This window comes from Parvibaculum sedimenti (genome assembly GCF_009184905.1).
GTDB classification, from domain to species: Bacteria; Pseudomonadota; Alphaproteobacteria; order Parvibaculales; family Parvibaculaceae; genus Parvibaculum; species Parvibaculum sedimenti.
The window spans coordinates 93161-119014 of record NZ_WESC01000004.1 but is presented as its reverse complement, the minus strand read 5'-3'; the positions used below and the strand labels follow the sequence as shown (position 1 = coordinate 119014).

The following is a 25854-nucleotide window of genomic DNA, read 5'->3' as shown; positions in this document are numbered from 1 at the left end:
AGTCGGTCTGTTCATTCGCCATTCGCCGCCCGTTCGTTTATGGGCGGTGAGCGCGTCCCCGACCCGCGCCGTCCGAGACTCTCCCCCCTTTTCGCGCCGGACGCTGCCTCACTTCATGGAATTCGCCAACCACATCATCCTGATCGCGGCCGCCCTGATCACCTTCTCGATCTTTGCGGGCGTTCTCTCCTCGCGGATCGGCGCCCCCCTTCTGCTTGTTTTCCTCGCCTTCGGCATGCTGGCGGGCGAGGACGGGTTGGGAGGCATCAAGTTTCAGGATTTTCGGCTGGCCTATCTCACCGGCTCGCTCGCCCTTGCGGTCATTCTTTTCGATGGCGGCCTCAGGACGACGCGCGAGCAGTTCCGCCATGCACTCTCGCCTGCCATCGTGCTTGCGACGGCAGGCGTTGCCGTCACGGCGGGAATCGTGGGCGTCGCCGCCCATTACGTGCTCAGCTATAGCTGGACAGAAGCCCTGCTTCTCGGCGCCATTGTCGGCCCGACGGACGCCGCCGCCGTTTTCCTGCTGCTCCATTTGAGGGGTCTGCGCCTCAAGCCGCGTGTCGGCTCGGCACTGGAGGTCGAGTCCGGCCTCAACGACCCCATGTCGATCTTCATGACGCTGGCGCTGGTGGGGCTTGCCGCGCATGGCTTTCCCAAGGGCGGTTGGGGCGAGACGGCGCTTCAGCTCGGTCTCGATTTTCTCTGGCAGATGGGTGGCGGCCTTCTCTTCGGCCTTGTCGGCGGGCAGATCGTGCTGCGTGCGGTCAACCGGCTGAAATTCTCGGCGGGCATCTATCCGATTTTTGCCGGCGCGCTCGCCCTTGTCGTCTTCGCTGGCGCCCAGTCGGTCGAGGCCTCGGGCTTCCTTGCCATCTATCTTGTCGGCACCACGCTCGGTAATAATCCGCACCGCGCCACCGTCGAGATCAGCCGCTTTTCGGACGGGCTTTCCTGGCTCGCCCAGATCGGCATGTTTCTGATGATGGGCCTTCTCGTCACGCCGTCGAAGCTCGTCGGCGTGCTTGTGCCTTCGCTTGCCATTGCGGCGGTGCTGATCCTTGTGGCGCGACCTGCTGCGGTCTTCTTGTCGCTCGCGCCATTCAAATATGCGCGCAGCGAACGTGCCTTCATTTCCTGGGTCGGCCTGCGCGGCGCGGTGCCGATCTTCCTGGGCACGATCCCGGTGCTCGAGCATGTGCGCCACGCGCAGGCGATCTTTTCCATTGCCTTCGTCGTGGTGATCGCCTCGCTCGTCATTCAGGGCTGGACGATTTCATGGGCCGCGAAGCTCACCGAGGTCGAATTGCCGCCGCGCCCCGCTGCCCGCGCCCGCGTCGAACTCGATCTGCCCGCAGGCGTCGGCCAGACGGTCGTCGCCTATACGGTCGACCCCATGAGCCTCGCCGCGCTCCGCCGCATGGCGCGCATGCCGCTGCCGCAGGGTACCGAGATCATCTCGATCATGCGCGAGGGACAGGTGCGCAACACGCTGCCTTCCGACGGCGTCAGGGAAGGTGACATCGTCATGTTGCTCACGGAACCCCACTCGCTCGCCCAGCTCGACCGCCTGTTCGCCGCCCGCAAGACGCGGGCTCGCGTCAAGGATATCGGCTCGGTCGACTTCAAGCTCGACGGCAGCGCCAATGCGGGCAGCGTCGCCGACATGTATGGCTTCCTGGTCACGCCGCATGAGCGCGACCACACGCTGGCGAGCCTCATGCATGCCCGCCTCGGCCGTGATATCGACGAAGGCGCCCGCATCCGGGCGGGAAACGTCGAACTCGTTGCCCTCTCTATCGGCGAGGATGGCAGTCCACGCCGCATCGGCCTCGACCTCGACCCGCCGCCGCCGCAAAGCGCCGCGACGCGCATCCGCCTTCGTCTTGCCGAGGTCAGGAACTCTGTGAAGGATCTGTTTCTGTCCTGATGCTTCTGGCGCTGGCGGAATAACTGCCTACACTCCTACCAAAGCAAAATTCAGGGGAGAGAACCATGGATCTGCATCTCAAGGGCAAGAAGGCCATTGTCACCGGCGCGACGCGCGGCATCGGCCGGGCCATCGCCGAAACGCTGGCGGCGGAAGGCGCCGATGTCGCCATCTGCGCGCGCAACCAGCTTCAGGTGAACGAAACGGTCGAGGCGTTGCAAAAGAAGGGCGTGAAGGCCTTTGGCGGCGTGGTCGACATCGCCGACGGCGAGACTTTCAAGGCGTGGATCGCCGAGGCGGGCCAGCTTCTCGGCGGTATCGATATTCTCGTTTCCAACGCCTCGGCGCTTCAGAATGGCAACACGGAAGCGGCGTGGAAGGCGGGCTTCGAGATCGACGTTCTCGGTGCCGTGCGCGCCAGCGAAGCGGCCATGCCGTTTCTCGAAAAGGCGGCCGAGAAAAATGGCGACGCATCGATCGTCATCATCTCGTCGATCTCCGCCGCCGAGACCGACGCCCCCAATTCCTACGGTGCGATGAAGGCGGCGCAGATCCATCTCGCCAAGGGTCTTGCCCGGGAAAAGGCGCCGAAACATGTCCGCGTCAACACCGTTTCTCCGGGTACGGTCTATTTCAAGGGCGGCGTCTGGGACATGATCGAGCAGCACATGCCCGACGTCTTCAAGGGCGCGATGGATCGCAACCTCACAGGCCGCATGGCGACCCCGCAGGACATCGCGAATGCGACCGTCTTCCTTTCAAGCCCCGCCTCCTCCTTCACCACCGGCATCAACATGGTGGTCGATGGCGCCCTGACCCGTCGCGTGAATTTCTGAGGCGGCGGTAGGAGGGGCCTGGAGCCCCATCCACCTCGCCATGACGCGCCGCGCGAAGGCTTGCTGCGGGTCGAGCACAGCTTCGATCGGTCCGATCGCGGCCTCGATCTCGGCAAGCTCCACGCCTGTGTAGGTCGCCCTCTGGGCCATCCACTCTTCGAGCGTCTCGCGCGTGAGTTCCAGATGAAACTGGAACGCGTAGGTCTTGTTGCCGATGCGGAACGACTGGTTGCGGCAGATCGGCCGCGTCGATAGCTGCACCGCGCCGTCGGGTAGATCGAACGTGTCGTGATGCCACTGAACGATCGGAAGTTCCGGCTCCGCGTCATGGAGCAGTGCGTCTTCCGTCGCGGCGTCAAGCCATGTCTGGGGCAGGAATCCGAACTCGTCGAAATCCTTCATCTTGTAGACATTGCCGCCGAAGGCGGAAGCGACCAGTTGCGAGCCGAGGCAGACACCCATCACCGATTTGTCTGCTTCATGGAAGCTGCAGATGAGAGCTTTGGTCTTGTCGATGAAGGGATATTTATCGGCCTCATAGACGCCCATCGGCCCGCCCATGATGACGAGCGCGTCGTGCGCCTCATGCCCTTCCGGCACCTCGTCGAGCGGCAGCGAAGGATCGCCGAAGCCGTAATGGATGAGCCGGACGTCGCAATCGGCTCCTCTGGCGCGTGCTTCTTCAAGCAGTACGCCGGGCGGCGACATGGTGTCGTTGACGAGAAAGAGGATACGCATGGGGAACTTCTTCGCGGGAGACGTCATACCTTAGCGAAGCGGTCGCTCGCGCGCACCATCACATCGACGATACCCGGCTCCGTTGCCGTGTGCCCGGCATCCGGAATGATGTTCAATTCCACGTCGGGCCAGGCCTTGGCGAGTTCCCAGGCCGTGAACATCGGCGTCACCACATCGTAGCGGCCTTGCGCGATCACGCCCGGAATGCCCTTCAGGAGATGCGCGTTCCGGATGAGCTGGTCCTGTGGGCGGAAGAAGCCTTCGTTCATGAAGTAGTGGCACTCGATTCGCGCGAAGGCGATGGCGAAGTGCCCGTCGGAAAAACGCGATACGCGCTCGGCATCGGGGAGCAGCGACAGCGTCGTCCCCTCCCACGTGCTCCATGCCCTGGCGCAGGCGAGCTTTTCGGCCTCGTTGTCGCCGGTCAGCCGCTTGTAATAGGCGGCCATGAGGTTGGCGCGCTCCGCCTCCGGGATCGGTGCGATGAAATGCTCCCAGGCGTCGGGGAAGAGCGCGTCCGTTCCTTCCTGATAGAACCAGTGAAGCTCGCGTTTCCGGAGCGTGAAGATGCCGCGCATGATGATCTCGGTGACGCGGGCGGGGTGAGTCTCGGCATAGGCAAGTGCCAGTGTCGAGCCCCATGAGCCGCCGCAAAGCTGCCAGCGCTCGATCTTGAGATGCTCCCGCAGCCGCTCCATGTCCGCGACGAGATCCCATGTCGTGTTCTCGCGCAGCTCAGCATGCGGCGTCGACTTGCCGCTGCCGCGCTGGTCGAAGAGGACGATTCGGTAGGCCTTGGGGTCGTGGGTCCGCCGCATGGTCGGGTTCGAGCCGCCGCCCGGCCCGCCATGAATGATGATGACGGGCTTGCCTTCAGGGTTTCCGCACTCTTCGAAGTAGATCGTGTGGAGATCCGAGACCTTGAGATAGCCCGTCTTGTAGGGCTCGATTTCGGGGTAAAGCGTCCGTCGTGCGGCGGTGTCGAACATGTAGAATCCTGCGTTTTCGCTACTGGCAAATTGGTCCGGAATCCGTCCGGGCATTCGGCCCCTTGGGCCGGGCCCCGTCAACCGGAATCAAACTCTTGATAAGCCTTAACTTTTCGCCCGGACGCTGCGTCTGTCTGCGAGATGTTAACTACTTTTTTGTCGTCCGGCTGACACAAGTCGTTGACGAGAATCAAAGCTGAGCTACTATATCTGGACGCGTCGCGCTTCGGCGAAGCACTAGATAGAGCAGAAGCCGGCGCAATCATCGAAATCTGGGTTCTGCCCACGGTTCGGGCAGATGAACGGTGAAGATTTATGTCTTCGCCGGCGGGATGTGTCGCGCTTTTCCGTGGCGGCGGAGGTGAGTGCGAATGGGGCTGAAGGGGAATCCAATGCTGAACGATACGTCGAAGGCTGTCGATACGAACGAGATCGAGGCTGCGCTCTCCGGACTCATCACGGGCGAACTTGCGCCAAAGCGTGGTGAGGCGCGGCGTCCGCGCGCCGACCTCCTCGAACCCGAAATGCCCTTCGGCGAGATGGATCAGGCCGTGCAGCATGCGCATGGCTATCGGGTAAAGCTCGATCATGGCCGCGACGCGCTGTTGACCGAATTCGGCAAGGCGACGCTCCGCGACCGCTATCTGATGCCCGGGGAGTCCTTCCAGGACCTGTTTGCCCGCGTCGCGTCCTATTACGCCGACGACGAGGCCCATGCTCAGCGCCTGTACGACTACATCTCCAAGCTCTGGTTCATGCCCGCGACGCCCGTCCTCTCCAATGGCGGCACACAGCGCGGCCTGCCCATCTCCTGCTTCCTCAATGAAGCGTCCGACAGCCTCGAAGGCATTGTCGGTCTCTGGAACGAGAATGTCTGGCTCGCGGCCAAAGGCGGCGGCATCGGCTCCTATTGGGGCAATCTGCGCTCCATCGGCGAGACGGTGCATGGCAATGGCAAGACCTCCGGCATCATCCCCTTCATCCGCGTCATGGACTCGCTGACGCTGGCGATCAGCCAGGGGTCGCTCCGCCGCGGTTCGGCTGCCGTCTATCTCCCGGTCGATCACCCGGAAATCGAAGAGTTCATGGAAATCCGCCGCCCCACGGGTGGCGATCCAAACCGCAAGGCGCTCAACCTGCATCACGGCATCCTCGTTTCCGACGCCTTCATGCGTGCCGTCGAGGCCGATGGCGACTGGGAACTGAAGAGCCCCAAGAATCGTTCGGTTCAGAAGACGGTCTCGGCGCGTTCGCTCTGGATCCGCATGCTCACCTCGCGCATCGAGACGGGCGAGCCCTACATCATCTTCAAGGACACCGTGAACAATGCGCGGCCCGAGCATCACAAGCTCGCCGGCCTCGAGGTGAAGACCTCGAATCTCTGCGCCGAAATCACGCTGCCCACCGGCATCGACCATCTCGGCAAGCAGCGCACCGCCGTCTGCTGCCTTTCCTCGCTCAATTTTGAAACCTTCTTCGAGTGGCAGGATCATCCGGACTTCATCGAGGACGCGATGCGTTTCCTCGACAACGTGCTGCAGGACTTCATCGACCGCGCGCCCGACGAAATGGCGCGGGCGAAATATGCCGCTGCGCGCGAGCGTTCGGTTGGCCTCGGCATCATGGGCTTCCACTCCTTCCTGCAGGCCAACATGATCCCCTTCGAGGGCGTGATGGCGAAGGTCTGGAACAAGCGCATGTTCCAGCACATCAAGACGCAGGTGGATGCCGCCTCGAAGAAGCTCGCCGAAGAACGCGGTGCCTGCCCGGATGCGGCGGATTACGGCTTCAATGAGCGCTTCTCGAACAAGACGGCGATCGCGCCGACCGCCTCGATCTCGATCATCACCGGCGGCACTTCGCCGGGCATCGAGCCGATCGCGGCCAACAGCTTCACGCACAAGACGCTTTCGGGCTCCTTCAATGTCCGCAACCGTCACCTGACGAAGCTGCTCGAAGAGAAGGGCCAGAACACGGATGACGTATGGTCCTCCATCGTCACCAATGGCGGTTCCGTGCAGCATCTCGACTTCCTGTCGGACGAAGAGAAGGACGTCTTCAAGACCGCCTTCGAACTCGACCAGCGCTGGGTGATCGAGCATGCGGGCGACCGCGCGGCCTTCATCGATCAGGCGCAGTCGGTGAACCTCTTCCTCGCGGCTGACGTTCACAAGCGCGACCTGCACCAGCTTCACCTTCAGGCCTGGAAGAAGGGCGTGAAGAGCCTCTATTACTGCCGCTCGCTCTCGATCCAGCGCGCCGAAAAGGCCGAAGTCGTGAGCCTCGTCCCGGCGAAGAAGCTCGACGTGAAGACGCTCGATCAGGTCGCGACGGAAGCCCGCCGCGAAACAGTCGAATACGACGAATGCCTCGCCTGCCAGTGAGGCAGGGGGGCGTTTACGTCGAGTACAAAGCGTTTCATTGAAATATTGCGTCATTGCCGGGCTCGACACGGCAATCCAGAGCCCGAGGCGTGGAGCCTCCTGCCTGGATGCCCGGATCAAGTCCGGGCATGACGAACAGAGTGAAGAGGGAGCCAAGCCCATGTCGCTGCTCGAAGAACGCCACGTCTACAAGCCCTTCCGCTATCCCTGGGCCTATGAGGCATGGCTGACGCAGCAGCGTATCCATTGGCTGCCGGAGGAAGTTCCGCTGGCGGACGATGTGAAGGACTGGGCGAAGAAGCTCACTGATGGTGAGCGCAATCTTCTCACGCAGATTTTCCGCTTCTTCGTTCAGGCCGACGTCGAAGTGAACAATTGCTACATGAAGCATTATTCGCGCGTCTTCAAGCCGACCGAAGTGCAGATGATGCTGGCCGCGTTCTCCAACATGGAGACGATCCACATCTCGGCCTATAGCCATCTTCTCGACACGATCGGCATGCCGGAATCCGAGTACGAAGCCTTCCTGAAATACAAGCAGATGAAGGACAAGTACGACTACATGCAGGAATGGGGCGTCGATACGAAGGAAGACATCGCCAAGACGCTGGCCGTCTTCGGCGCCTTCACCGAAGGCGTGCAGCTTTTCGCCTCCTTCGCGATCCTGATGAACTTCCCGCGCTTCAACAAGATGAAGGGGATGGGCCAGATCATCACATGGTCGGTGCGCGACGAGTCGCTGCACACCAATTCGGCGATCAAGCTCTTCCGCACCTTCGTCGAGGAAAACCCGGAAGTCTGGAACGAGGGGCTGCAACGCGACATCTACAAGGCCTGCGAAACGATCATCCATCACGAGGACGCCTTCATCGACCTCGCCTTCGAGATGGGCGCTATTGAGGGCCTCACCGCCGCCGAAGTGAAGAGCTACATCCGCTATATCGCCGACCGTCGCCTGACGCAGCTCAACCTGCAGGCCATCTACCGCACGGACAAGAACCCGCTGCCATGGATGGACGAGATGCTGAACGGCATCGAGCATGCGAACTTCTTCGAGAACCGCGCGACGGAATATTCCAAGGCCTCGACCAAGGGCACCTGGGACGAAGCGTTCGACTGAGGACCTGCGCTGTATTAAAGACATGTCATGCCCCGGCTCGTCCGGGGCATGACATGTCTTGAGTGCCTGACGCGGGAAGAAGACGCAGATGGCCCGAATAATCGGGCCATGACGGATTGAGGATGACGGATATGAACCTCTCCACCTCATGGATCTTCTGGGCCTTCCTCTCCGCCTGCTTCGCTGCGCTGACGGCGATTTTCGCCAAGGTCGGCGTCGAGAACATCAATTCCGATCTGGCGACGCTGATCCGCACCGTCGTCATTCTGGTGACGTTGACGCTGATCCTCGCCGCCATCGGCGAGCTGAAAAAGCCGGATGCGATCTCGGCCCGCACATGGGTCTTTCTTATCCTGTCGGGCCTCGCGACGGGCGGCTCCTGGATCTGTTATTTCCGCGCCTTGAAGATCGGTCAGGCGGCGCAGGTCGCTCCCATCGACAAGCTCTCGGTCGTCATGGTCGCAATTTTCGGCGCGATCTTCCTCGGCGAGAAACTGTCTTTCACCGGCTGGTTCGGCGTCGCGCTGATCGGCCTTGGCGCCGTTCTCGTCGCGCTCTGAAAGCCCCCTGTTCTTCCGGTCCGCGCTGGCATAGGCTTTCGCCCATGCGCACACTTATCGCCGTCATCATTCTGTCTTTCGTTTCAAGCGCCGGCTTTGCCGCAGAGCCTTGCGAGCCGCGCGCGAAAGCCGCGCCCGCCTTGCATCGGCTCGAAGCCGCGATGGCGAAGGATCGCTTCGTCACCTACACGCCGACTTCGCTGAAGGTCGTCGAGGGCGAGGTGAAGCCAGCCAATGCCGAGAGCATCCGCGCCGATCTCAAGGCGTTGCGTCCCTATTTCGACGGCCTCATCACCTATACAGCGCGGGATGGCGGCGAGCTCATTCCCGGCATCGCCGAGGAGCTTGGCTACAAGGCCGTCATCATCGGCATCTGGACGCCGGGCGATCCGGATGAGCTTCGCAATGCGCTGGCGCTCGCGCGCCGCTATCCGAAACTTGTCGTCGGTCTTTCGCTCGGCAACGAAATCGTCTTTGGCAAGCGTGGAACATGGGCTGAGCTCGCACGCTATGTGAAGCTCACCCGCGAGCGCGTGCCCGACCTTCCGATCACCGTCTCCGAACCCTTCGCGCAATTTCTCGGAAGCGACGCGAGTGATGCGCGCGATAGCCTCGATTTTCTGCTGGTGAACGTCCATCCCATCTTCGAAAGCTGGTTCAAGACGGCGGGCCCGGAGAACTGGGCAGACTTTGACGTGAAAATCGTCGACAAGCTGGCGGGGGCCTTCTGCGGTCCCATCCTCATCAAGGAAACGGGCCTGCCCACCGGTCCTGCCGACATGGGCTACGACGAAGCGAAACAGGCCGCCTTCTGGCGCGCGTTGGAGCGCCAGATGCCGCCCTCGAAGGCCCATGCCTTTTCCTACTTCGCCGCTTTCGACGCACCTTGGCGGACGGGCGACTTCAACCCGGTTGCGGGCAGCCACCCCGAAGAAGCCTTCTGGGGTCTCTTCACCGAAGCGCGCGCGCCGAAGCCCGCCATTCAGGGCCTGAAAAAGCTGCCCTAGGCGCCACTTCCCACCCGGCGTCCGCTCCCCTATGGTCGCGTCCAAAGACCGGGGAGGGGAACCCATGACGACACTGACCGCCGAGGAACGCAGCCTTTTCGCGCGAGCGAGCCGAAGGATCATTCCGCTGATGATCCTTCTCTACATGGTGAGCTTCCTCGACCGTGTGAATGTCGGCTTCGCCGCCCTCACGATGAATGCCGATCTGGGGTTTTCGCCTGCCGTCTTCGGCTGGGGCGTCGGCATTTTCTTCATCGGCTATTTTATTTTCGAAATTCCTTCCAACGTCGTCATCGAGAAGGTGGGCGCGCGGCTCTGGATCTGCCGCATCATGCTGACATGGGGCCTCATTTCCGGCGCCATGGCCTTCATCAGCAGCGAGACGAGTTTCTACGCCCTGCGCTTCCTGCTCGGCGCGGCGGAAGCGGGCTTCGCGCCCGGCATGATCCTCTACCTCACCTACTGGTTCCCGGCGGATCTGCGCGCGAAATACTACGGCACCTATTTCATCGCCATTCCGCTGGCGAGCGTCATCGGCGCGCCGGTCTCGGCCTATCTCCTTGGTTTCGACGGCCATCTCGGCCTCAAGGGATGGCAGTGGCTGTTTATCCTCGAGGCTGTTCCCGCGCTGCTGCTCGGCATTGCGGTGCTCTGGCTCCTGCCTGACGGTCCCGCGAAGGCGCGCTGGCTCAGCGACGACGAGAAGGCGCGCATCGCCGCCTGCCTCAAGCGCGACCGCGAGGAAAGCCATGCGAGCGACGCGCATCACACGCTCTGGCCGGCGCTACGCGATCCGCGTGTGTTGCTGATGGCCGCGATCTATTTCGGCATCGTCATCGGCCTCTACGGCATCAGCCTGTGGTTGCCGCAGATGGTGAAGGGCATGGGCTTCACCAATCATGAGACCGGCTGGATCGTTTCAGCCGTTTACGTCGTCGCCGCCATTGCCATGCCGCTCTGGGGCTGGTCGTCGGACCGCTCGCAGGAGCGCATCTGGCATACCTCGATTGCGTCCTTCATCGGCGCGGCGGGGTTCATCGGTGGCGCCTATCTTCACTCGCCCGCGCTCGTCATCCTCTCCCTTGGCGTTGCTGCCGTCGGCACCTATGTCGCCATCGTGCCCTTCTGGGCGCTGCCGCCGACCTTTCTCGGCGGCACGGCAGCCGCCGCCGGCATCGCCCTCATCAACTCGACCGGCAATCTCGGCGGCTTTGTCGGCCCCTCCATTGTCGGCTGGGTGAAGGACACGACGCAGAGCTATTCGGCGGGCATGCTCGCGCTTGCGATCGCGCTCGTCGCGGCGGGTGTGCTGACGCTCGTCGTCCGGCTTCAGCTCACACGAAAGTCGCGGCCTATTTGATGGCGAAAACGCGATAGGCGACGCCCTTTCGCGTCAACCGGCCAAGTCCCACCGCCACAATGCCATTGAGCCATGAATGGGGCGTACCGCCTGCCACCTCGAACATGGGCGCGGTACGGAAGTAATATTTCGAGGGATCGGTCGCGGCTGCCGCTTCGCGGTCGCCCAGCAGTCCCGCCAGTTCCGGCGGCAGAACAATGCGGCCGCCATAGGTCGCATAGATGTTCACACCATCATGCGTTGTAAGGCAGACGCGGACATCGGCCTTCAGCGAACCGTCGGAGCGGATCATTGCCCAGTCGCCACCCCCCGGCGGAATGGTGCCGCGAAGGCGCGGCCCCTCGAAGGTGCCGCCCTTCACATAGGCGATCAGCCGCATGCCGTCGGGCGTGCCGCCGATGACGAGAGGGTGTTCTTCGAGTTCGACATCCATCTCGAACAGAAATTCGCTCTTGAGTTCTTTCACTTCTTCCTCCTTCAGCCATTGCCCATGAGATAGACGCCGCGCCCGGAAGCGAGGAGCTTTCCGTCTTCGCCGAAGATTTCGGTCTGGGCCGTCGAGACTTTCGAGCCGAGCTTGATGATGGTTGAGACCGAGCGGATAGCGCCGCCGGTCGATGGCCGGTGATAGTCGACACGCAGATCGACGGTCGCAGTGGCGATCGATTTTGTTGTTAGTACTGCATAGAGCCCGCCGAGGTCGACGAGCGAGGCCAGAATGCCGCCATGCATCGATTTCGTGTTTGGATTCGAGACCATCTCCTCGCGCCATTGAAGCGCGATGACCAGTCGCCCCTCGCCCACTTCCTCGACCTTGAGGCCGAGCCAGCGCTGAAACGGTGAAATGTCGATATAGGCCTGAAACGCCTCAAGCGCCTGAGCTTCCGTCATGTGCCCCTCCCGCCGTCATGATAATGCTTGACCATCTGTGCCGTTCCCTCCCACATGAGAACCATTTCGCCCCACCTCGCCGGAGCCGGCAAGAGCGGAAAGATGAAGCTGATCGGGAAAATCCTGCTTGCCGCCTTGCTGGCCGCTGTTGACGCCGCGTCCGCCGTGGCGGGCACGCCGCCGCAGCGCATTGTCTCGATCAATCTCTGCTCGGATGTGCTGGCGCTGGAACTTGCCGATCCGGGCACGGTGAAGTCCGTCTTCCGCGTCGCCGCCGATCCGGAGGACTCGCCCGTCGCCGATCTCGCCGCGAAGCTCCCGCTGAACAACGCAACAGCCGAGGACATTCTTTCGGCCAAACCCGATCTCGTGCTGGCGCACCGCTATTCCTCACCCTTCACGTTGGCGCTTCTCGCTCGCGCGCATGTGCCTGTTGTGCAGGTAAAGGACGCATCGAGCTTCGAGGATATTCGCGACAATGTCCGCGCGGTCGCCGCCGCCATCGGCCATCCCGAGCGTGGCGAGGCGTGGATCGCGCGCTTCGACGCCTCGCTCGCCGCGTCGAAACGGCTGCCGCCCGCGCATCCGCTTCGCGCTGTCATCTATCAGGATCTTGGTGGCGCTGCGGCCGCCAACACCATTCTCGGCGCATTGCTTAAACATGCAGGCTTCGAGAATGTTGTCGAAACACCTTCGAGCGGTGGCTTTGTCAATCTCACTATCGAGGAGCTGATCGACATGCGACCGGATTTCGTTGCCGTGGGCGTCTATCGCGCGCATGAGCCTTCGCTTGCCCATGCGCAGCTGGCGCATCCAGCGCTCCGCGATTACGTCGCGCATCATGCGCGTGCCGTCGATCTGCCCGCGAAACTCTGGACTTGCGGCACGCCTTTCATCGCCGACATTGCAGACCGGCTGGCAGCCGCGCGCGACAGCTTCGATGGGCCGAAGGTGAATTGATGCGCAGCCGCAGCTATCTCCTCATCAATCTCGGTCTTGCGCTTCTTGCCGCGATCTTTTTCGTCGCCTCAATTTATATCGGTCGCGGCGGCGAATCGCTGGTGGGAAAGCTCCATGCCATCGACGAGACGGATCGTTCGCTTGCCTGGCTGATCCTCAAGGAAGTGCGGCTGCCGCGCGCATTGCTTGGCCTTTTCGTCGGCGCGACGCTCGGCCTGACCGGTGCGGCGCTTCAGGGCCTGTTGCGCAATCCGCTGGCGGAGCCCGGCCTTATCGGCGCATCGTCCGGCGCGGCGCTCGGCGCGGTGCTGGTTTTTTATTTCGGCCTCGCCGCGGGTTCGGCCATGTTCGTGCCGTTGGGCGGCGTTGCTGGCGCGCTCATTTCGCTTGGCGTTCTCTACATGCTCAGCGGCAGAAACCCTTCCATCGTCACGCTCATCCTCGCGGGCGTCGCGATCTCGGCCTTTACCTCGGCGCTCACCTCGCTCGCGCTGAGTCTCGCCGCCTCGCCCTATGCGGTTTACGAAATCATCTTCTGGCTGCTGGGCTCCTTCACCGATCGCAGCATGGATCAGGTTCGTTTCGCCGCGCCTTTCATGGCGCTTGGAGCACTGCTCGTTGCATCTACGGCGCGCGGCCTTGATGCGCTGACGCTGGGCGAGGACACGGCGGCGACGCTCGGCTTCAATCAGGAATGGCTCAAGGCCCGCGCCGTCATCGGCACCGGGCTCGCGGTCGGCGCGGCGGTTTCCGTCACCGGCGTCATCGGTTTCGTCGGTCTCGTCGTGCCGCATCTGGTTCGACCGCTCGTCGGCCATCAGCCGGGCAGGCTGCTCCTGCCGAGTACGCTTGCGGGTGCGGCCATGCTGCTCGCTGCCGATCTTCTCGTGCGCCTGCCGATGAACGGGCCGGAGCCGAAGCTCGGTGTCGTCACCTCGCTCATCGGCGCGCCGTTCTTCTTGTGGCTGATCCTGCGCACCAGGCGGGAGGCGCCCTGATGGAACTTCGCGTTGAAAATCTCCGCGCCTCTCTCGGCGGTGCGCGCGTCTTGCGCAGGCTCTCCTTCGATGCGCGTGGGCCGAGCTTCATCGGCCTTGTCGGTCCAAATGGCGCGGGCAAGACGACGCTCATCCGCGCCGTCGCGAACCTCATTCCCTTCGAGGGAGAGATTTCGCTCGATGGCGCACCGGTCGACTCCGTCGAGCCGCGCGCGCGGGCAAAGAAGATCGCCTATCTCGCGCAAGGCGCTGAAAGCCATTGGCCGCTTTCGGTGGAGCGTGTCGTCGCGCTTGGCCGCCTTCCGCATCTTGAGCCTTTCCGCGCGGCTTCCCCTGCCGACGAGGTGGCCATTGAACGCGCGATGGAACTCGCCGATGTAACGCGGTTCCGCGATCGCGATGTGCTGACTCTTTCAGGAGGCGAGCGCGCTCGTGTGCTGCTTGCCCGCGCGCTTGCAGTCGAAGCGGAACTGCTTCTCGTCGACGAACCTGTCGCCTCACTTGACCCTTATCATCAGCTTGGCGTCATGGAAGTGCTTCGCGCCTATGTCGATCAGGGACGCATGGTGATTGCGGTACTGCACGATCTCTCGCTGGCTGCCCGCTATTGCGATCGGCTGATCCTGCTTGATGAAGGCATTATCCGCGCCGATGGTGGGCCCGCAGAGGTGCTGACGGCGGAGACGCTGCGCAGCGTCTATCGCGTAGAGGCACTGATCGGCGGCGAAGGGCGGGGTTTTCATGTGCAGCCCGTGAAACGGGTCGAATAGGGTCTGCAAGGCCTCGTCTCGCGCGGCGAAACTCTCTATCCTTTGGTCCTCGCGCGGAGGTCTCCGCGACGTCGAAAGAGCAGACGAAGAGCGCAAGCATGAACAAGCCTTCTCACGAAAGAACGGTCGAAACCCCCCAGACGCTTTCGCCCTCGTTCAAGTTGAGCTTCGAGGACAGCGATTTCCTGCTGCGCGACGAGTTGCGCGCCGTGCGTCTTCAGCTCGAGCTTCTGAAGACCGAGACCATCCTGCAGGATCACAACATCCGCTCGACCATCGTTGTCTTTGGCAGTGCCCGCGTGCCATCTCCTGAAGCGGCGGATAGCCATTGCAACGAGGCGGAAGCGGCACTGGCCGCCGATCCGGGTAATCCCGAGCTTCAGCGCGCAGTTCGCGCCAGCAAGCATCAGCTCGCGCATTGCCGCTATTACGAGGAGTCGCGGAAATTCGGCCGCCTCGTGTCTGAAGCCGCCCAAAACGGGCAGGGGCGCGACTATGTCATCATGACCGGTGGCGGGCCTGGCATCATGGAGGCTGCCAATCGCGGTGCCGCCGATGCGAACCGTGTTTCCATCGGCCTCAACATCAAGCTCCCGCGCGAGCAGATGCCCAATCCCTACATCACGCCAGAGTTGACCTTTCAGTTTCATTATTTTGCGCTACGCAAAATGCATTTTCTGATGCGGGCGAAAGCGCTGGTCGTCTTTCCCGGCGGCTTCGGTACGCTGGACGAACTCTTTGAAACGCTGACGCTGATTCAGACCGGCAAGATCGAGCCCATGCCGGTTCTGCTGTTCGGCGAGGAATATTGGCGCCGCATCATCAATTTCGAAGCCATGGTCGATGAGGGCACGATCGCGCCCAAGGACCTCGAGATATTCCACTTCGTCGAGAGCGCGGAGGAGGCCTGGAACTACATTACCGCCTTCAATGCGCCCGGTCCGAAGGAGCCACCCATGCAGAGAAGCGAGCCGCTCTGATCCAACTTCGCGGCGAAATCGTAAACGGCTGACAGACTCTTTTCGCATCGGATATCATGTCCGTCATCGTGTGGTTCCGTCAGGATCTCCGTCTCGCCGACAATCTGGCGCTTGCTGCGGCCGTGGAAACGGGCGAGCCAATCCTGCCCGTCTACATTCTCGACAAGGAAGCGATGTTGGGCGGCGCCTCGCGCTGGTGGCTGCATGGAAGCCTCGAAGCATTGGGCGGCGAGTTGGAAAAACGTGGCGCGCCGCTCGTGTTGCGGCGCGGTCTTGCCGCCGACATTCTGCCATCCTTGGTGGCTGAGACGAAGGCAAGTGCCGTCTTCTGGAATCGCTGCTATGAACCAACCGCGATCGCGCGGGACACGACGCTGAAGGCGTCGCTCGCCGCGTCGGGTATCGCGGCGAAAAGTTTCAATGCCGGGCTGCTTGCCGAGCCATGTGAAGTGCAGACTGGGGGCGGCGGGCCCTACAAGGTTTTCACGCCTTTCTGGCGCTCGCTTGCCGCCCGTGCTCCCTTCGCCGCCCCGCTGCGCGCACCGAAGAACCTGCGCGGGCTCGCCGGCATCGCATCGGACGATCTCTCACGATGGAACCTGCGGCCCGCAAAGCCAGACTGGGCGGGCGGATTGCGCACCGCGTGGAGGCCGGGCGAAAAACACGCCGCAGCGCGTCTTTCCTATTTTCTTGATGAGCTTGTCGTCGGTTACGCGACCATGCGCGATCTTCCGGCAGTCGAAGGAACGTCTCGCCTTTCTCCACACCTTCATTTTGGCGAAATCTCGCCGCGGCAGGTCTGGGCGGCGGCCGACGCCGTTTCGCGTACGACGCCTGAAGCGTCGAGCGGCGTCATGTCATTCTTGCGGGAGGTCGGCTGGCGAGAATTCACCCATCACCTGATCTATCACTGGCCGGAGATGGTCGATCATGCATGGAAGCCGGAATTCGAGGATTTTCCATGGGCGCATGATGATGCACTTCTCTCCGCCTGGCAGCGCGGGCGGACCGGCTATCCGATCGTCGATGCGGGCATGCGAGAACTTTGGTCCACGGGATACATGCATAACCGTGTACGGATGATATCGGCCTCGTTCCTCGTCAAGGATCTTCTGATCCAATGGCGGCACGGTGCGGAATGGTTCGAAGATACGCTGGTCGACGCGGATATCGCGAATAACCGCGCGGGCTGGCAATGGGTGGCGGGTTCGGGCGTCGACGCCGCTCCCTATTTCCGTATTTTCAATCCGGTGACACAGGGTGAAAAGTTCGACGCGGACGGGCAATATATTCGCCGCTACGTGCCGGAGCTTGTCCGTCTCGACAATCGCTATATCCATCGGCCCTGGGAAGCGCCGTCCGCAATGCTTGCTGTGGCGGGGATCGAGTTGGGCGCAACCTATCCGAAGCCGATCGTCGAACACGCACGGGCACGCGCTCGCGCGCTTGCGGCTCTCGCCAGCATCAAGAAGGGCTGATCTTCAGCGCGTCGCGAGGTAGTGCGAGTAGAGCGCGAGGCTCGCGGCCACTGTTGCATTAAGCGACTCCACCGCGCTGGTCGTCGGGATGGTCAGGCGCCTGACGTGAAGCGCCTCCGGAATGCCGCGCCCTTCCTCGCCCAGCACGAGGCGCAGGTCGCGCGGCCAATCGAGCATGCCCATGTCTTCGCCGCCCGCGTCGAGCGCGAAGATCGGCCCCGTGGCTTGATCGAGATCTTCCCATGACGGTCCGCGCAGAAGCGTCAGCTCGAATTGGGCATTCGCTGCCGCGCGCAGCGCCTTGGGATGGAAGGGGTGCGCGGCCTCGTTCATCAGGATGATGCGTTTGGCCCCGAAGGCGGCGGCGCTGCGGAACGCTGCACCCAGATTGTTCGGATCGCCGAGCGCGCAAATGAGTTCGAGCCCTTTCGGTTTCGCCGCGAGATCGGCTTGCGACATGGCGGGCACCTTGCCGACAAGCAGCGGAACGCCCGTGCCGGATACATCGAGTGCGTCGAACAGCGCGCGCGACAGGCGATATTTCTCGATGTGTTGAGGAATGTCCCAGCCATCCACCTGTGCCGGGTCGAGCGCAAGCAGCGCGTGGAAGCGGGTGGGGTGGAGGGCCAGCGCTTCGGGCACGGATTTCCGGCCGGCAAGCAGGAACTCCCCATGTTTCCTGATACCCCGGCTCTCGGTGATCTGCTCCCACAGTTTTGCCTGCGGATTATGCAAACTCTCGATCACGCGCCAGTAGGTGCCGCCGCTCATGCTGATTCAACCTCGATCATACGGAGCGGCAATCTCGCCCGAACTTCCCTGAAAGTCCCGCAATTATGCCGCTTTTTCGACGCGATGCCCATCTAGCTTCGAGCATGGAACGGTTTGCCAATGTGGCGCGGCCCAAGGCGCCGCCACATTGGCAGGTAAAAAGAGTTGCAAGGTGGGAACATGATCAAATCTAGCAGCAGTGCGGAGACATCAGCGCGGGGACGAAGGCTTCTCCTCGCCGCGCTGACCGCCATGAGCCTTGCGGGTGGCCTCGCCGCGACGCCCGCGCTGGCTGATCCCCATGGGTATGGACGGCATGAACGCTGGGAACACCATGGACGCTGGGATCGCCACTATCATCCAGGCTGGGTGCGCTACTACGATGGCCCCTACATCTATTGGGCCCCTCCGCCGCCCCGCGTTTTCTATGCGCCGCCGCCCCCGCCGCCGGTCTACTACGCGCCACCGCCGGTCTATTACGGCGGCCCCTCGCTCAATGTGGTGATTCCGATCCGCTGACGCTGGGTCAAGGGCGATGCCTGTGCATCGCCCTGATTCTCCCTGCTTTCCGCCGCGCCGCGTTCTGGCATAGTGTCAGCACATAACAAAAGGCGACGGGCCTTGAAGCGCCCGCGAACAGGGAGAGAAGCAGATGAGCGATTTCAAGCTCCTTATCGGCGGCAAGCTTGTTGCCGGCGACCTGACGATGGACGTCGTCAACCCCGCGACCGAGGAAGTACTGGCGAAGTGCCCGCGTGCGTCGAAGGCGCAGCTTAATGCGGCCGTGGCCGCGGCGAAGGCGGCATTCCCGGCATGGGCTGCGACGCCGATCGCGGAGCGCAAGAAGGCGCTGGGCGCCATCGCCGATATCATTGAGGCGAATGCGGCTGAACTCGCCCGCCTGCTGACGCAGGAACAGGGCAAGCCTATCGGCGACGCGACCGGCGAAGTCTATGGCACGGCGGCCTTCTTCCGCTACTTCACCATGCTCGACATGCCGGTGAAGGTGATCGACGACAGCGAGAACCGCCGCGTCGAAGCCCACAGGAAGCCGCTCGGCGTCATAGGCGCCATTGTGCCGTGGAACTTCCCGCTGATCCTCATGGCCTTCAAGGTGCCGCCCGCGCTTCTCGCCGGCAATACGCTGGTCGTGAAGCCCGCGCCGACGACGCCGCTTGCGACGCTCAAGCTTGGCGAGCTGATCAAGGATGTGCTGCCTGCTGGCGTCATCAACTTTATCACCGATGCGAACGATCTCGGCGGTGAGCTGACGGCGCATCCCGACGTGCGCAAGATCTCGTTCACGGGTTCCACTGCGACGGGCGCCAAGGTCATGGCGGGTGCGGCGGCGACGCTGAAGCGCATCACGCTCGAACTCGGCGGTAACGACGCGGGCATCGTGCTCGACGACGTGGACCCCAAGACCGCGGCGCCGCAGCTTTTCCAGAGCGCCTTCCAGAACAACGGGCAGGTCTGCATCGCCATGAAGCGGCTCTATGTGCATGAGTCGATCTATGACGAGATGTGCGACGAGCTGGCGAAGATCGCCGACGCCGCCATCGTCGGCAACGGCCTCGAACAAGGCACGCAACTCGGGCCGCTCCAGAACAGGATGCAGTTCGACAAGGTGAAGGAACTGCTCGACGACGCGAAGAAGACCGGCAAGGTCATTGCGGGCGGCACGGTTCCCGATCAGGCCGGCTTCTTCATCAAGCCGACCATCGTGCGCGACATCACCGACGGCGCGCGCCTCGTGGATGAAGAGCAGTTCGGCCCGGTGCTTCCGGTCATCAAATATTCGGACCCGGAAGATGCGGTGGCCCGCGCCAACGCCTCGCCCTATGGCCTTGGCGGCTCGATCTGGTCGACCGACCTCGACCGCGCCTACAAGCTGGCCGAGAAGATGGAGTCGGGCTCCGTCTGGGTGAACAAGCACGCCGAACTCGCCCCGAACATTCCCTTCGGCGGCTCGAAGATGTCCGGCATCGGCACCGAACTCGGCGAAGAAGGCCTCGCCGAATTCACGCAGTTGAAGATCATCAACATCGCGCGTTGATTTGATCCGACTTTACGACGCATTGCACCGCCGCTTGGAAACGGGTGGTGGTGCAGTAACTATCTGGTTGCTGGGAAGAAAGATGACATTCAATCCGAAGGCGCCGACTAGGGAATGCCCAATATGCGGTAGCGCCGCTAATGTGCAGCCCTATGATTTTCAAGTTCTCGTTGACTGTTCTCGGTGTGGAGATTTTTCAGCTACACGCGATCTTATTGATGATTGGCTTACCCCATATGCGAATAATAGCGGATGGGAGCGGGCGCAGGCGATAGCTAGCCATTTTATTCGACGCCTCCAAGGGGGCGCACATAGGACAATTTTAGGCAGGTCCTTTTTTCAATCTATAGGTGAACGGAATCTGCCGACCCCCGCTGAGGCGGCGGATAATCTTGTCTTATTTATCGGTGATCTGGTTGGTCGTTCGCCTGGCAAGCCAGAAACTATCAAATTCGATGATTTGAGTGTGGTGGCAGAGATTGGAGCCGCCAATGAGCAAGACCTTCGTTGGTTGGTCTCTGAACTGAAAAAAAGAGGCGACCTCGTACCACATGGCGCCAGTAGTTCGTCATCTGCCATTCAACTGACTTTGGTGGGCTGGGGGCGATTTGAAGAGCTGCAAAAAAAGAGAGTCGAATCTAAGTATGCCTTTTTTGCGAGGAAGTTCGAAAATTCGGAGTTGGACTCGATTATAGGAGACCTTGAGAGCGCAGTCGGACAGACGGGCTTTGAACTTCGTATCGTCAGCCAGAAAGCGGGTCTCATAGATTCAATTATTGAACATGAAATACGTGGTGCCCGGTTTTTGATTTCAGATCTTTCTGACAACAACGCAGGGGCATACTGGGAGGCGGGTTTCGCAGAGGGGCTTGGCAAGCCAGTCATCTACATCTGCCGAGATGGGAAGCAGACTCACTTCGATACGGAGCACCGGCACACAATTCGCTGGAATCCCGATCAACCAGAGCGTGCCGCCAATTTACTTAAAGCAGTTATCCGAAATACTCTCCTTGGCGATGCGAAGCAGAGTGACGACTGACGGGTAGGAACTGCTGTCGAAAAGAGCGGGCTCTCTTATCCCGTCGCCGGCGCGTATTTCGTTGTTCGAAAGGCGTGAATCACCACCTCTTGCGCATTCCCCCCATGTGCCTACAGTCTGGCGATGTCCCAGTCCGAAAATTGGCGCCTGAAGGCTCTGAAATATGTGAGCCTCGCGCGCGATCCCGGTGAGGTTGCCCTGAAGCGGCGCTTGCTGATGTTGGCGACCAAATGCATGCGTCATGCGGTGAAGCTCGTCGCGCTGCCGAAGCCGACGGGGCGCTGAATCGGGGCGGGCGCTGGCGAGCTGCGCTCACCACCATCCTCTGTGATGATAGGCGTAGCGTTCCTGCCGTTCCGCCATCGGGCGGCAGCGGTCGCCGTCTTCGTCGCAGACAAGCTGGCGGCAATCGTCGCCGTCCCGGTCGCATTCGGTTCTGACGGTCCGCTCGGGCTGCACATAGCGGCAGTCGTCGCCATCCCAATCGCACTGGACCCGGGGCCGGTAATAGTCGTCATCGTCGGCGCGGGCAGCGCTGGAGCCGAGGCTCAGGGTCCCGAGACCAGTCACCGAAGCGACAGCCAGCATCAGGGTGAGTTTTCCGAACTGATTCATGATCCGCCTCCATGCGGGTTTCCCCAGACCGCGATGGGAGGATGCGCCGCGACGGCTGAACCGGCCATGAACGGTTTGTGGTAAGGCGCGAGGAATGTGCCTGCCGGAAGATGGAGGCGTGTTTTGGAAGGGGAATGGTGCCCACGGAGTGGATTGAACACTCGACCTCTCCCTTACCAAGGGAGTGCTCTACCACTGAGCTACGTGGGCCGCTTCTGGTGCCCCGGCGGGCCGGGGAGCGAAAGGGAAGGTCGGGCAGAAGCCGAACCTCTTTCGGGCGCGCGGAAAGTGCCACAGCCTGCCCCCAAGATGCAACAGGGAATGGCGGGTTGAGGGCACACTGTTGACGCCCGGTTTCCTATGGGTCATATGCGAGGTTCAGATTTAGCCTCGAAAGGGCCGTGAGCCATGAAAAGCAAGGCCGACGACAACCGCACCCGCGCCCCCAATGGTCAGGGTCCCGCCCGGGGCCAGCAGGCCAAGGAAGCTCGCCTCGCCGAAGCGCTGCGCGCCAATCTCCGCAAGCGCAAGGCGCAGGCCAAGGGCCGCGACGCCGAAGGCGACAAGTAAGCCTCTTCTTTCCTGCAGGGGCGAGGGGGCTTCGGGGGCAAAATGACCCGCTCCCCGTGACTCTTTGGGCTCGCCCCCCTATAAATCCGTGGTCGCCCGGGGCATCAGGCCCCGTGCCCAGCGGACCCATCATGGACACCATTCACATTCGCGGCGGACGCCGGCTGTCAGGCTCCATTCCGATCAGCGGCGCCAAAAACGCGGCCCTGCCACTGATGACGGCTGCCCTTTTGACCGCCGATCCGGTGAAATTCACCAATGTCCCGGCGCTGACCGATGTGCGTTCGCTGGCGAAGCTTCTCGGCGTGCTGGGTTCGGATGTCCAGCGCGACGGCGATTCGGTGACCATCGTCACGCCCGAAATCACCTCGACCACGGCGCCTTACGAAATTGTCTCCCAGTTCCGCGCGAGCTTCTGGGTGCTGGGGCCTCTCCTCGCTCGCTGCCACGAGGCCAAGGTCTCGCTGCCCGGCGGCTGCGCCATCGGCGCCCGGCCGGTCGATCTCTATATCAAGGGGCTCCAGAAGATGGGCGCCGAGATCGACCTGATCGAAGGCTATGTGCTGGCCAAGGCACCCGGCGGCCTCAAGGGCGCGGTCGTCCGCTCGCCCATCGTGTCGGTTGGCGTTACCCATACGCTGATGATGGCGGCGACGCTCGCCGAGGGCGAAACCGTGCTCGAAAACGCGGCCCGCGAGCCGGAAGTCTCCGACCTCGCCCATTGCCTCGTTTCCATGGGCGCGAAGATCCAGGGCATCGGCACCTCGACGCTCCGCATCGAAGGCGTCGAGAAGCTCCACGGCACGACCCATCGCGTCATCGCGGACCGGATCGAGGCCGGCACCTACGCCATCGCCGCCGCCATGACGGGCGGCGAGGTGACGCTCGAAGGCGTTAACGCGGAGACTTTCGACGCGGCGCTGTCGGTGCTGCGCGCGGCAGGCGCGGGCGTCGATGTACAGCAGGGGCAGGTGCGCATCTACCGCAATGGCGAGCGGCTTCAGGCGACGAATGCCGTCACGCAGGTGTTTCCCGGTTTCCCGACCGATCTTCAGGCGCAGTTCATGGCGCTGATGACGACGGCGGAAGGCGAGTCCGAAATCACCGAGACGATTTTCGAAAACCGCTTCATGCATGTGCAGGAACTGGCGCGTTTCGGCGCGGATATTTCGCTTCATGGCGACAAGGCGCTGGTGCGCGGCGTCGAGAAGCTGAAGGCGGCTCCCGTCATGGCGAGCGATCTGCGTGCCTCCGCCGCACTTGTTGTGGCAGCGCTCGCCGCGGAAGGCGAAACGACGATCAACCGCGTCTATCATCTCGACCGCGGCTTCGAGCGGTTGGAAGAAAAACTCAGAGCCTGTGGCGCCGATATCTGGCGCGCCAAAGCCTCGTGAGAGACATGGGCATCGTGAGAGCAGGGGACCGATGAGCGATTTGCGGCTGAGTGCGGAGGACGCTGCCGATCTCGAAGTGATCTCGGCCTTCTTGCAGGATGCGGTGACGCGCGTCGGCGATCTTGCCTATCTGCCGAGCGTCCGGCGCTTCGCCATGGTGGTGAACCGCTTCCGCTGGGAAGGCGAGACCTCAACGGCAAAGAGGGCTGGCGCGGTCCGCACCCATGAGCGCGTGCGTTCGGGCCTCCATTTCGAGAACGTGCTGAGGGCGCAGGCCCGGGGCATCAGGCGGGATCATCCCGATGGCGTGCTGAACCTGCTCGCCATCCGCTTCGAGGAGCTCGACGCGCCTTCGGGCATTGTGGTTCTCACCTTCTCCGGCGGCGGCGAGCTCAGGCTTGAAGTCGAGGCGCTCGATGCGCATTTATCCGATCTCGGCCTCGTCTGGGAAACGCCGAACCTTCCGAAGCATGACGATTGATTTGCCGTCATTGCGCGAGCCCGTCGGGCCGATGCGATGAGGGATAGATAGAGGCAAGGCCCATGGCCATTCGACTGGATGCATCATCGCCCGATTTTGAGCGGGCCTTCGAAACGCTCCTCACCGGGAAGCGCGAATCCTCCGTCGACGTCAATGACGCCGTGGCGAAGATCATCGCCGATGTGCGCGCGCGCGGCGATGCGGCGCTGATCGAGCTCACCAACAAGTTCGACCGCCTGTCTCTCACGCCGGAAACGCTCCGCATTCCCGATGCCGAACTCGATGCTGCTGTTGCAGCTTGCGATGCCAAGACGCTCGACGCGCTGAAAATGGCCAAGGCTCGGATCGAAGCCTATCACGCGCGCCAGAAGCCTTCCGACGGTCGCTTTACCGATGCGCAGGGCGTCGAGCTTGGCCATCGCTGGACGGCGGTCGGCGCGGTCGGTCTTTATGTGCCGGGCGGCACGGCCAACTATCCAAGCTCCGTGCTGATGAACGCCGTGCCTGCCAAGGTCGCGGGCGTCGAGCGTGTCGTCATGGTCGTGCCCATGCCGGACGGCAAGGTCAATCCGCTGGTGCTGGCAGCCGCGCGGCTCGCTGGCGTGGATGAAGTCTATCGTGTCGGTGGCGCGCAGGCAGTGGCAGCGCTTGCCTATGGCACGGCGACGATCAAGCCGGTCGACAAGATCGTCGGCCCTGGCAACGCCTTCGTTGCGGCCGCCAAGCGCCAGGTCTTCGGCATTGTTGGCATCGACATGATCGCGGGCCCGTCCGAAATCCTTGTCGTGGCCGACGGTCAGAACGATCCGGACTGGATCGCCGCCGATCTCCTCTCGCAGGCCGAGCATGACGAAAGCTCGCAGTCGATCCTCGTCACCGACGACGCGGCCTTTGCCTCCCGCGTCGAGGAAGCTGTCGCCGCGCAGTTGAAGCTTCTGCCGCGCGAAACGACAGCGACGAAGAGCTGGGCCGATTTCGGTGCGGTCATCGTGGTGAAGTCGCTCGTCGATTCCGTGCCGCTGGTCGACCGGCTCGCGCCCGAGCATCTCGAAATCGCCGTGGACGATCCCGAGCCGCTGGCCGCCCGCATCCGCAATGCCGGCGCGATCTTCCTTGGCCGCTATACGCCGGAAGCGGTGGGTGACTATGTGGCGGGCTCGAACCATGTGTTGCCGACGGCGCGTAGCGCCCGCTTCTCTTCGGGCCTCAATGTGCTCGACTTCATGAAGCGGACTTCGATCGTGCGCTGCGACGCGGACTCGCTTGGCCGCATCGGCCCCGCCGCCGTGGCGCTCGCTACTGCCGAAGGGCTCGATGCCCATGGACGGTCAGTCTCGATCCGGTTGAACAAGTAGCAATCCGGTCGATGCGCGGCTCGCCTATGCTGCCCAAATCGGCTTAAAGTGGCCGCGCCGAAACGCTTGCAGACAGGCCCATGGACAGAACGGACGACAGGTCGAACTTCCGCATTGCCGAGCTTGTGCTCGACGAGAAGACGGTCGTGCGCCGCAGCCCGGATGTGGAGCATGAGCGCAAGGTCGCGATTTTCGATCTGCTGGAAGAAAACAACTTCGCGCCGGTCGGCAGTCCTGGCGGGCCTTACGTGCTCCACCTCGCCATCGAGGAGAGCCGGCTCGTCTTCGACGTGAAGCTCAATGGTGGCGAGCCGCATGGCAGGATCATGCTGTCGCTCACGCCCTTCCGTAAGATCATCAAGGACTATTTCCTGATCTGCGAGAGTTATTACGACGCCATCAAGACGGCGGCGCCTGCCCAGATCGAGGCGATCGACATGGGGCGCCGGGGGCTCCACAACGAGGGCTCGCAGCTCCTGAAGGACCGGCTTTCGGGCAAGGTCGAGATGGATTTCGACACGGCGCGGCGCCTCTTCACGCTGATCTGCGTTCTTCATATCAAGGGTTGATGC

Annotated in this window: 27 protein-coding genes and 1 tRNA gene; 21 read left to right on the top strand and 7 right to left on the bottom strand. The window is 62.4% G+C overall.

Annotated features, from left to right (window positions below; translation table 11 throughout):
- Positions 1-115: 115 nt before the first annotated feature.
- Together F2P47_RS05520 and F2P47_RS05515 are read left to right on the top strand one after the other, a co-directional pair.
- Positions 116-1930, top strand: a complete 1815-nt coding sequence (locus tag F2P47_RS05520) for a potassium/proton antiporter (RefSeq protein WP_152215177.1) — start codon at positions 116-118, stop codon at positions 1928-1930.
- Positions 1931-1995: 65 nt separating this feature from the next.
- Entirely contained in the window at positions 1996-2766 is a 771-nt protein-coding gene (locus F2P47_RS05515) for an SDR family NAD(P)-dependent oxidoreductase (protein WP_152215176.1), read from the top strand.
- Here the strand turns inward: F2P47_RS05515 and F2P47_RS05510 are convergent.
- Positions 2689-3504 (bottom strand): type 1 glutamine amidotransferase, encoded by an 816-nt coding sequence (locus tag F2P47_RS05510; protein WP_185680962.1) that lies wholly within the window; start codon positions 3502-3504, stop codon positions 2689-2691. The genes F2P47_RS05515 and F2P47_RS05510 overlap by 78 nt on opposite strands.
- 23 nt (positions 3505-3527) lie before the next feature.
- Positions 3528-4493, bottom strand: a complete 966-nt coding sequence (gene pip, locus F2P47_RS05505; protein ID WP_152215174.1) for a prolyl aminopeptidase — start codon at positions 4491-4493, stop codon at positions 3528-3530.
- Between the two features lie 392 nt (positions 4494-4885).
- On the opposite strand from pip, the gene F2P47_RS05500 reads away from it, so the two are divergent.
- From F2P47_RS05500 to F2P47_RS05480, 5 genes are all read left to right on the top strand, one after another.
- The gene (locus F2P47_RS05500) at positions 4886-6877 is read left to right on the top strand and encodes a ribonucleoside-diphosphate reductase subunit alpha (protein ID WP_152215173.1); all 1992 of its coding nucleotides are present in this window, start codon (positions 4886-4888) and stop codon (positions 6875-6877) included.
- A 160-nt stretch (positions 6878-7037) separates the two neighbouring features.
- Positions 7038-7997: a ribonucleotide-diphosphate reductase subunit beta gene (locus F2P47_RS05495; RefSeq protein WP_152215172.1), complete on the top strand. Its 960-nt coding sequence runs from the start codon at positions 7038-7040 to the stop codon at positions 7995-7997.
- A gap of 131 nt (positions 7998-8128) precedes the next feature.
- Entirely contained in the window at positions 8129-8557 is a 429-nt protein-coding gene (locus F2P47_RS05490) for an EamA family transporter (protein WP_152215356.1), read from the top strand.
- 44 nt (positions 8558-8601) lie between these two features.
- Positions 8602-9564, top strand: coding sequence for a hypothetical protein (locus F2P47_RS05485; RefSeq protein ID WP_152215171.1), 963 nt, complete (start codon positions 8602-8604; stop codon positions 9562-9564).
- A gap of 64 nt (positions 9565-9628) precedes the next feature.
- A complete protein-coding gene (locus tag F2P47_RS05480) occupies positions 9629-10924 on the top strand; it encodes an MFS transporter (RefSeq protein WP_152215170.1) in 1296 nt (431 codons plus the stop codon).
- Here F2P47_RS05480 and F2P47_RS05475 read toward each other — a convergent pair.
- Both F2P47_RS05475 and F2P47_RS05470 read right to left on the bottom strand, forming a co-directional pair.
- Positions 10917-11390 (bottom strand): DUF3237 domain-containing protein, encoded by a 474-nt coding sequence (locus F2P47_RS05475; protein WP_152215169.1) that lies wholly within the window; start codon positions 11388-11390, stop codon positions 10917-10919. The two genes, F2P47_RS05480 and F2P47_RS05475, sit on opposite strands and share 8 nt — an antisense overlap.
- 11 nt (positions 11391-11401) lie before the next feature.
- On the bottom strand, positions 11402-11815 hold the full coding sequence (locus F2P47_RS05470) for a PaaI family thioesterase (RefSeq protein WP_152215168.1): 414 nt from the start codon (positions 11813-11815) through the stop codon (positions 11402-11404).
- A gap of 102 nt (positions 11816-11917) precedes the next feature.
- On the opposite strand from F2P47_RS05470, the gene F2P47_RS05465 reads away from it, so the two are divergent.
- The 5 genes from F2P47_RS05465 (at position 11918) to F2P47_RS05445 (ending at position 17001) form a co-directional block, all read left to right on the top strand.
- A complete protein-coding gene (locus F2P47_RS05465; protein ID WP_185680961.1) occupies positions 11918-12775 on the top strand; it encodes an ABC transporter substrate-binding protein in 858 nt (285 codons plus the stop codon).
- Positions 12775-13773 (top strand): FecCD family ABC transporter permease, encoded by a 999-nt coding sequence (locus tag F2P47_RS05460; RefSeq protein WP_152215166.1) that lies wholly within the window; start codon positions 12775-12777, stop codon positions 13771-13773. The genes F2P47_RS05465 and F2P47_RS05460 overlap by 1 nt, the downstream gene beginning before the upstream one ends.
- On the top strand, positions 13770-14543 hold the full coding sequence (locus F2P47_RS05455; RefSeq protein ID WP_204886554.1) for an ATP-binding cassette domain-containing protein: 774 nt from the start codon (positions 13770-13772) through the stop codon (positions 14541-14543). Before F2P47_RS05460 ends, F2P47_RS05455 begins: the two co-directional genes overlap by 4 nt.
- A gap of 98 nt (positions 14544-14641) precedes the next feature.
- The gene (locus F2P47_RS05450) at positions 14642-15523 is read left to right on the top strand and encodes an LOG family protein (protein ID WP_152215164.1); all 882 of its coding nucleotides are present in this window, start codon (positions 14642-14644) and stop codon (positions 15521-15523) included.
- 56 nt (positions 15524-15579) lie between these two features.
- Positions 15580-17001, top strand: a complete 1422-nt coding sequence (locus F2P47_RS05445) for a cryptochrome/photolyase family protein (RefSeq protein ID WP_152215163.1) — start codon at positions 15580-15582, stop codon at positions 16999-17001.
- Between the two features lie 3 nt (positions 17002-17004).
- Here the strand turns inward: F2P47_RS05445 and F2P47_RS05440 are convergent, their stop codons facing one another.
- On the bottom strand, positions 17005-17772 hold the full coding sequence (locus F2P47_RS05440) for a TrmH family RNA methyltransferase (protein WP_152215162.1): 768 nt from the start codon (positions 17770-17772) through the stop codon (positions 17005-17007).
- A 180-nt stretch (positions 17773-17952) separates the two neighbouring features.
- Between F2P47_RS05440 and F2P47_RS05435 the strand changes: the two genes are divergently transcribed.
- The 4 genes from F2P47_RS05435 to F2P47_RS17635 all read left to right on the top strand — a co-directional run bounded on the left by F2P47_RS05435 (position 17953) and on the right by F2P47_RS17635 (position 21152).
- Positions 17953-18291 (top strand): hypothetical protein, encoded by a 339-nt coding sequence (locus F2P47_RS05435; protein ID WP_204886516.1) that lies wholly within the window; start codon positions 17953-17955, stop codon positions 18289-18291.
- Between the two features lie 133 nt (positions 18292-18424).
- Positions 18425-19828 carry an aldehyde dehydrogenase family protein gene (locus tag F2P47_RS05430; RefSeq protein ID WP_152215161.1) on the top strand — a complete coding sequence of 468 codons (1404 nt, stop codon included), beginning with the start codon at positions 18425-18427 and terminating at the stop codon, positions 19826-19828.
- Between the two features lie 82 nt (positions 19829-19910).
- Positions 19911-20867 carry a hypothetical protein gene (locus tag F2P47_RS05425; protein WP_152215160.1) on the top strand — a complete coding sequence of 319 codons (957 nt, stop codon included), beginning with the start codon at positions 19911-19913 and terminating at the stop codon, positions 20865-20867.
- A gap of 123 nt (positions 20868-20990) precedes the next feature.
- A complete protein-coding gene (locus tag F2P47_RS17635) occupies positions 20991-21152 on the top strand; it encodes a hypothetical protein (RefSeq protein ID WP_185680960.1) in 162 nt (53 codons plus the stop codon).
- A 27-nt stretch (positions 21153-21179) separates the two neighbouring features.
- On the opposite strand, the gene F2P47_RS05420 is transcribed toward F2P47_RS17635, so the two are convergent.
- On the bottom strand, positions 21180-21482 hold the full coding sequence (locus F2P47_RS05420) for a hypothetical protein (RefSeq protein ID WP_152215159.1): 303 nt from the start codon (positions 21480-21482) through the stop codon (positions 21180-21182).
- A 135-nt stretch (positions 21483-21617) separates the two neighbouring features.
- Positions 21618-21692: transfer RNA gene (locus F2P47_RS05415), tRNA-Thr, on the bottom strand.
- A 198-nt stretch (positions 21693-21890) separates the two neighbouring features.
- Here F2P47_RS05415 and F2P47_RS17630 point away from each other — a divergent pair.
- The 5 genes from F2P47_RS17630 to F2P47_RS05395 all read left to right on the top strand — a co-directional run bounded on the left by F2P47_RS17630 (position 21891) and on the right by F2P47_RS05395 (position 25851).
- Positions 21891-22052: a hypothetical protein gene (locus F2P47_RS17630; protein ID WP_185680959.1), complete on the top strand. Its 162-nt coding sequence runs from the start codon at positions 21891-21893 to the stop codon at positions 22050-22052.
- 131 nt (positions 22053-22183) lie between these two features.
- Positions 22184-23446, top strand: coding sequence for a UDP-N-acetylglucosamine 1-carboxyvinyltransferase (gene murA, locus F2P47_RS05410; RefSeq protein ID WP_152215158.1), 1263 nt, complete (start codon positions 22184-22186; stop codon positions 23444-23446).
- A gap of 31 nt (positions 23447-23477) precedes the next feature.
- Positions 23478-23927: a DUF2948 family protein gene (locus F2P47_RS05405; protein WP_152215157.1), complete on the top strand. Its 450-nt coding sequence runs from the start codon at positions 23478-23480 to the stop codon at positions 23925-23927.
- Positions 23928-23989: 62 nt separating this feature from the next.
- On the top strand, positions 23990-25282 hold the full coding sequence (gene hisD, locus F2P47_RS05400) for a histidinol dehydrogenase (RefSeq protein ID WP_152215156.1): 1293 nt from the start codon (positions 23990-23992) through the stop codon (positions 25280-25282).
- 80 nt (positions 25283-25362) lie between these two features.
- Entirely contained in the window at positions 25363-25851 is a 489-nt protein-coding gene (locus F2P47_RS05395; protein WP_152215155.1) for a UPF0262 family protein, read from the top strand.
- Positions 25852-25854 lie beyond the last annotated feature (3 nt).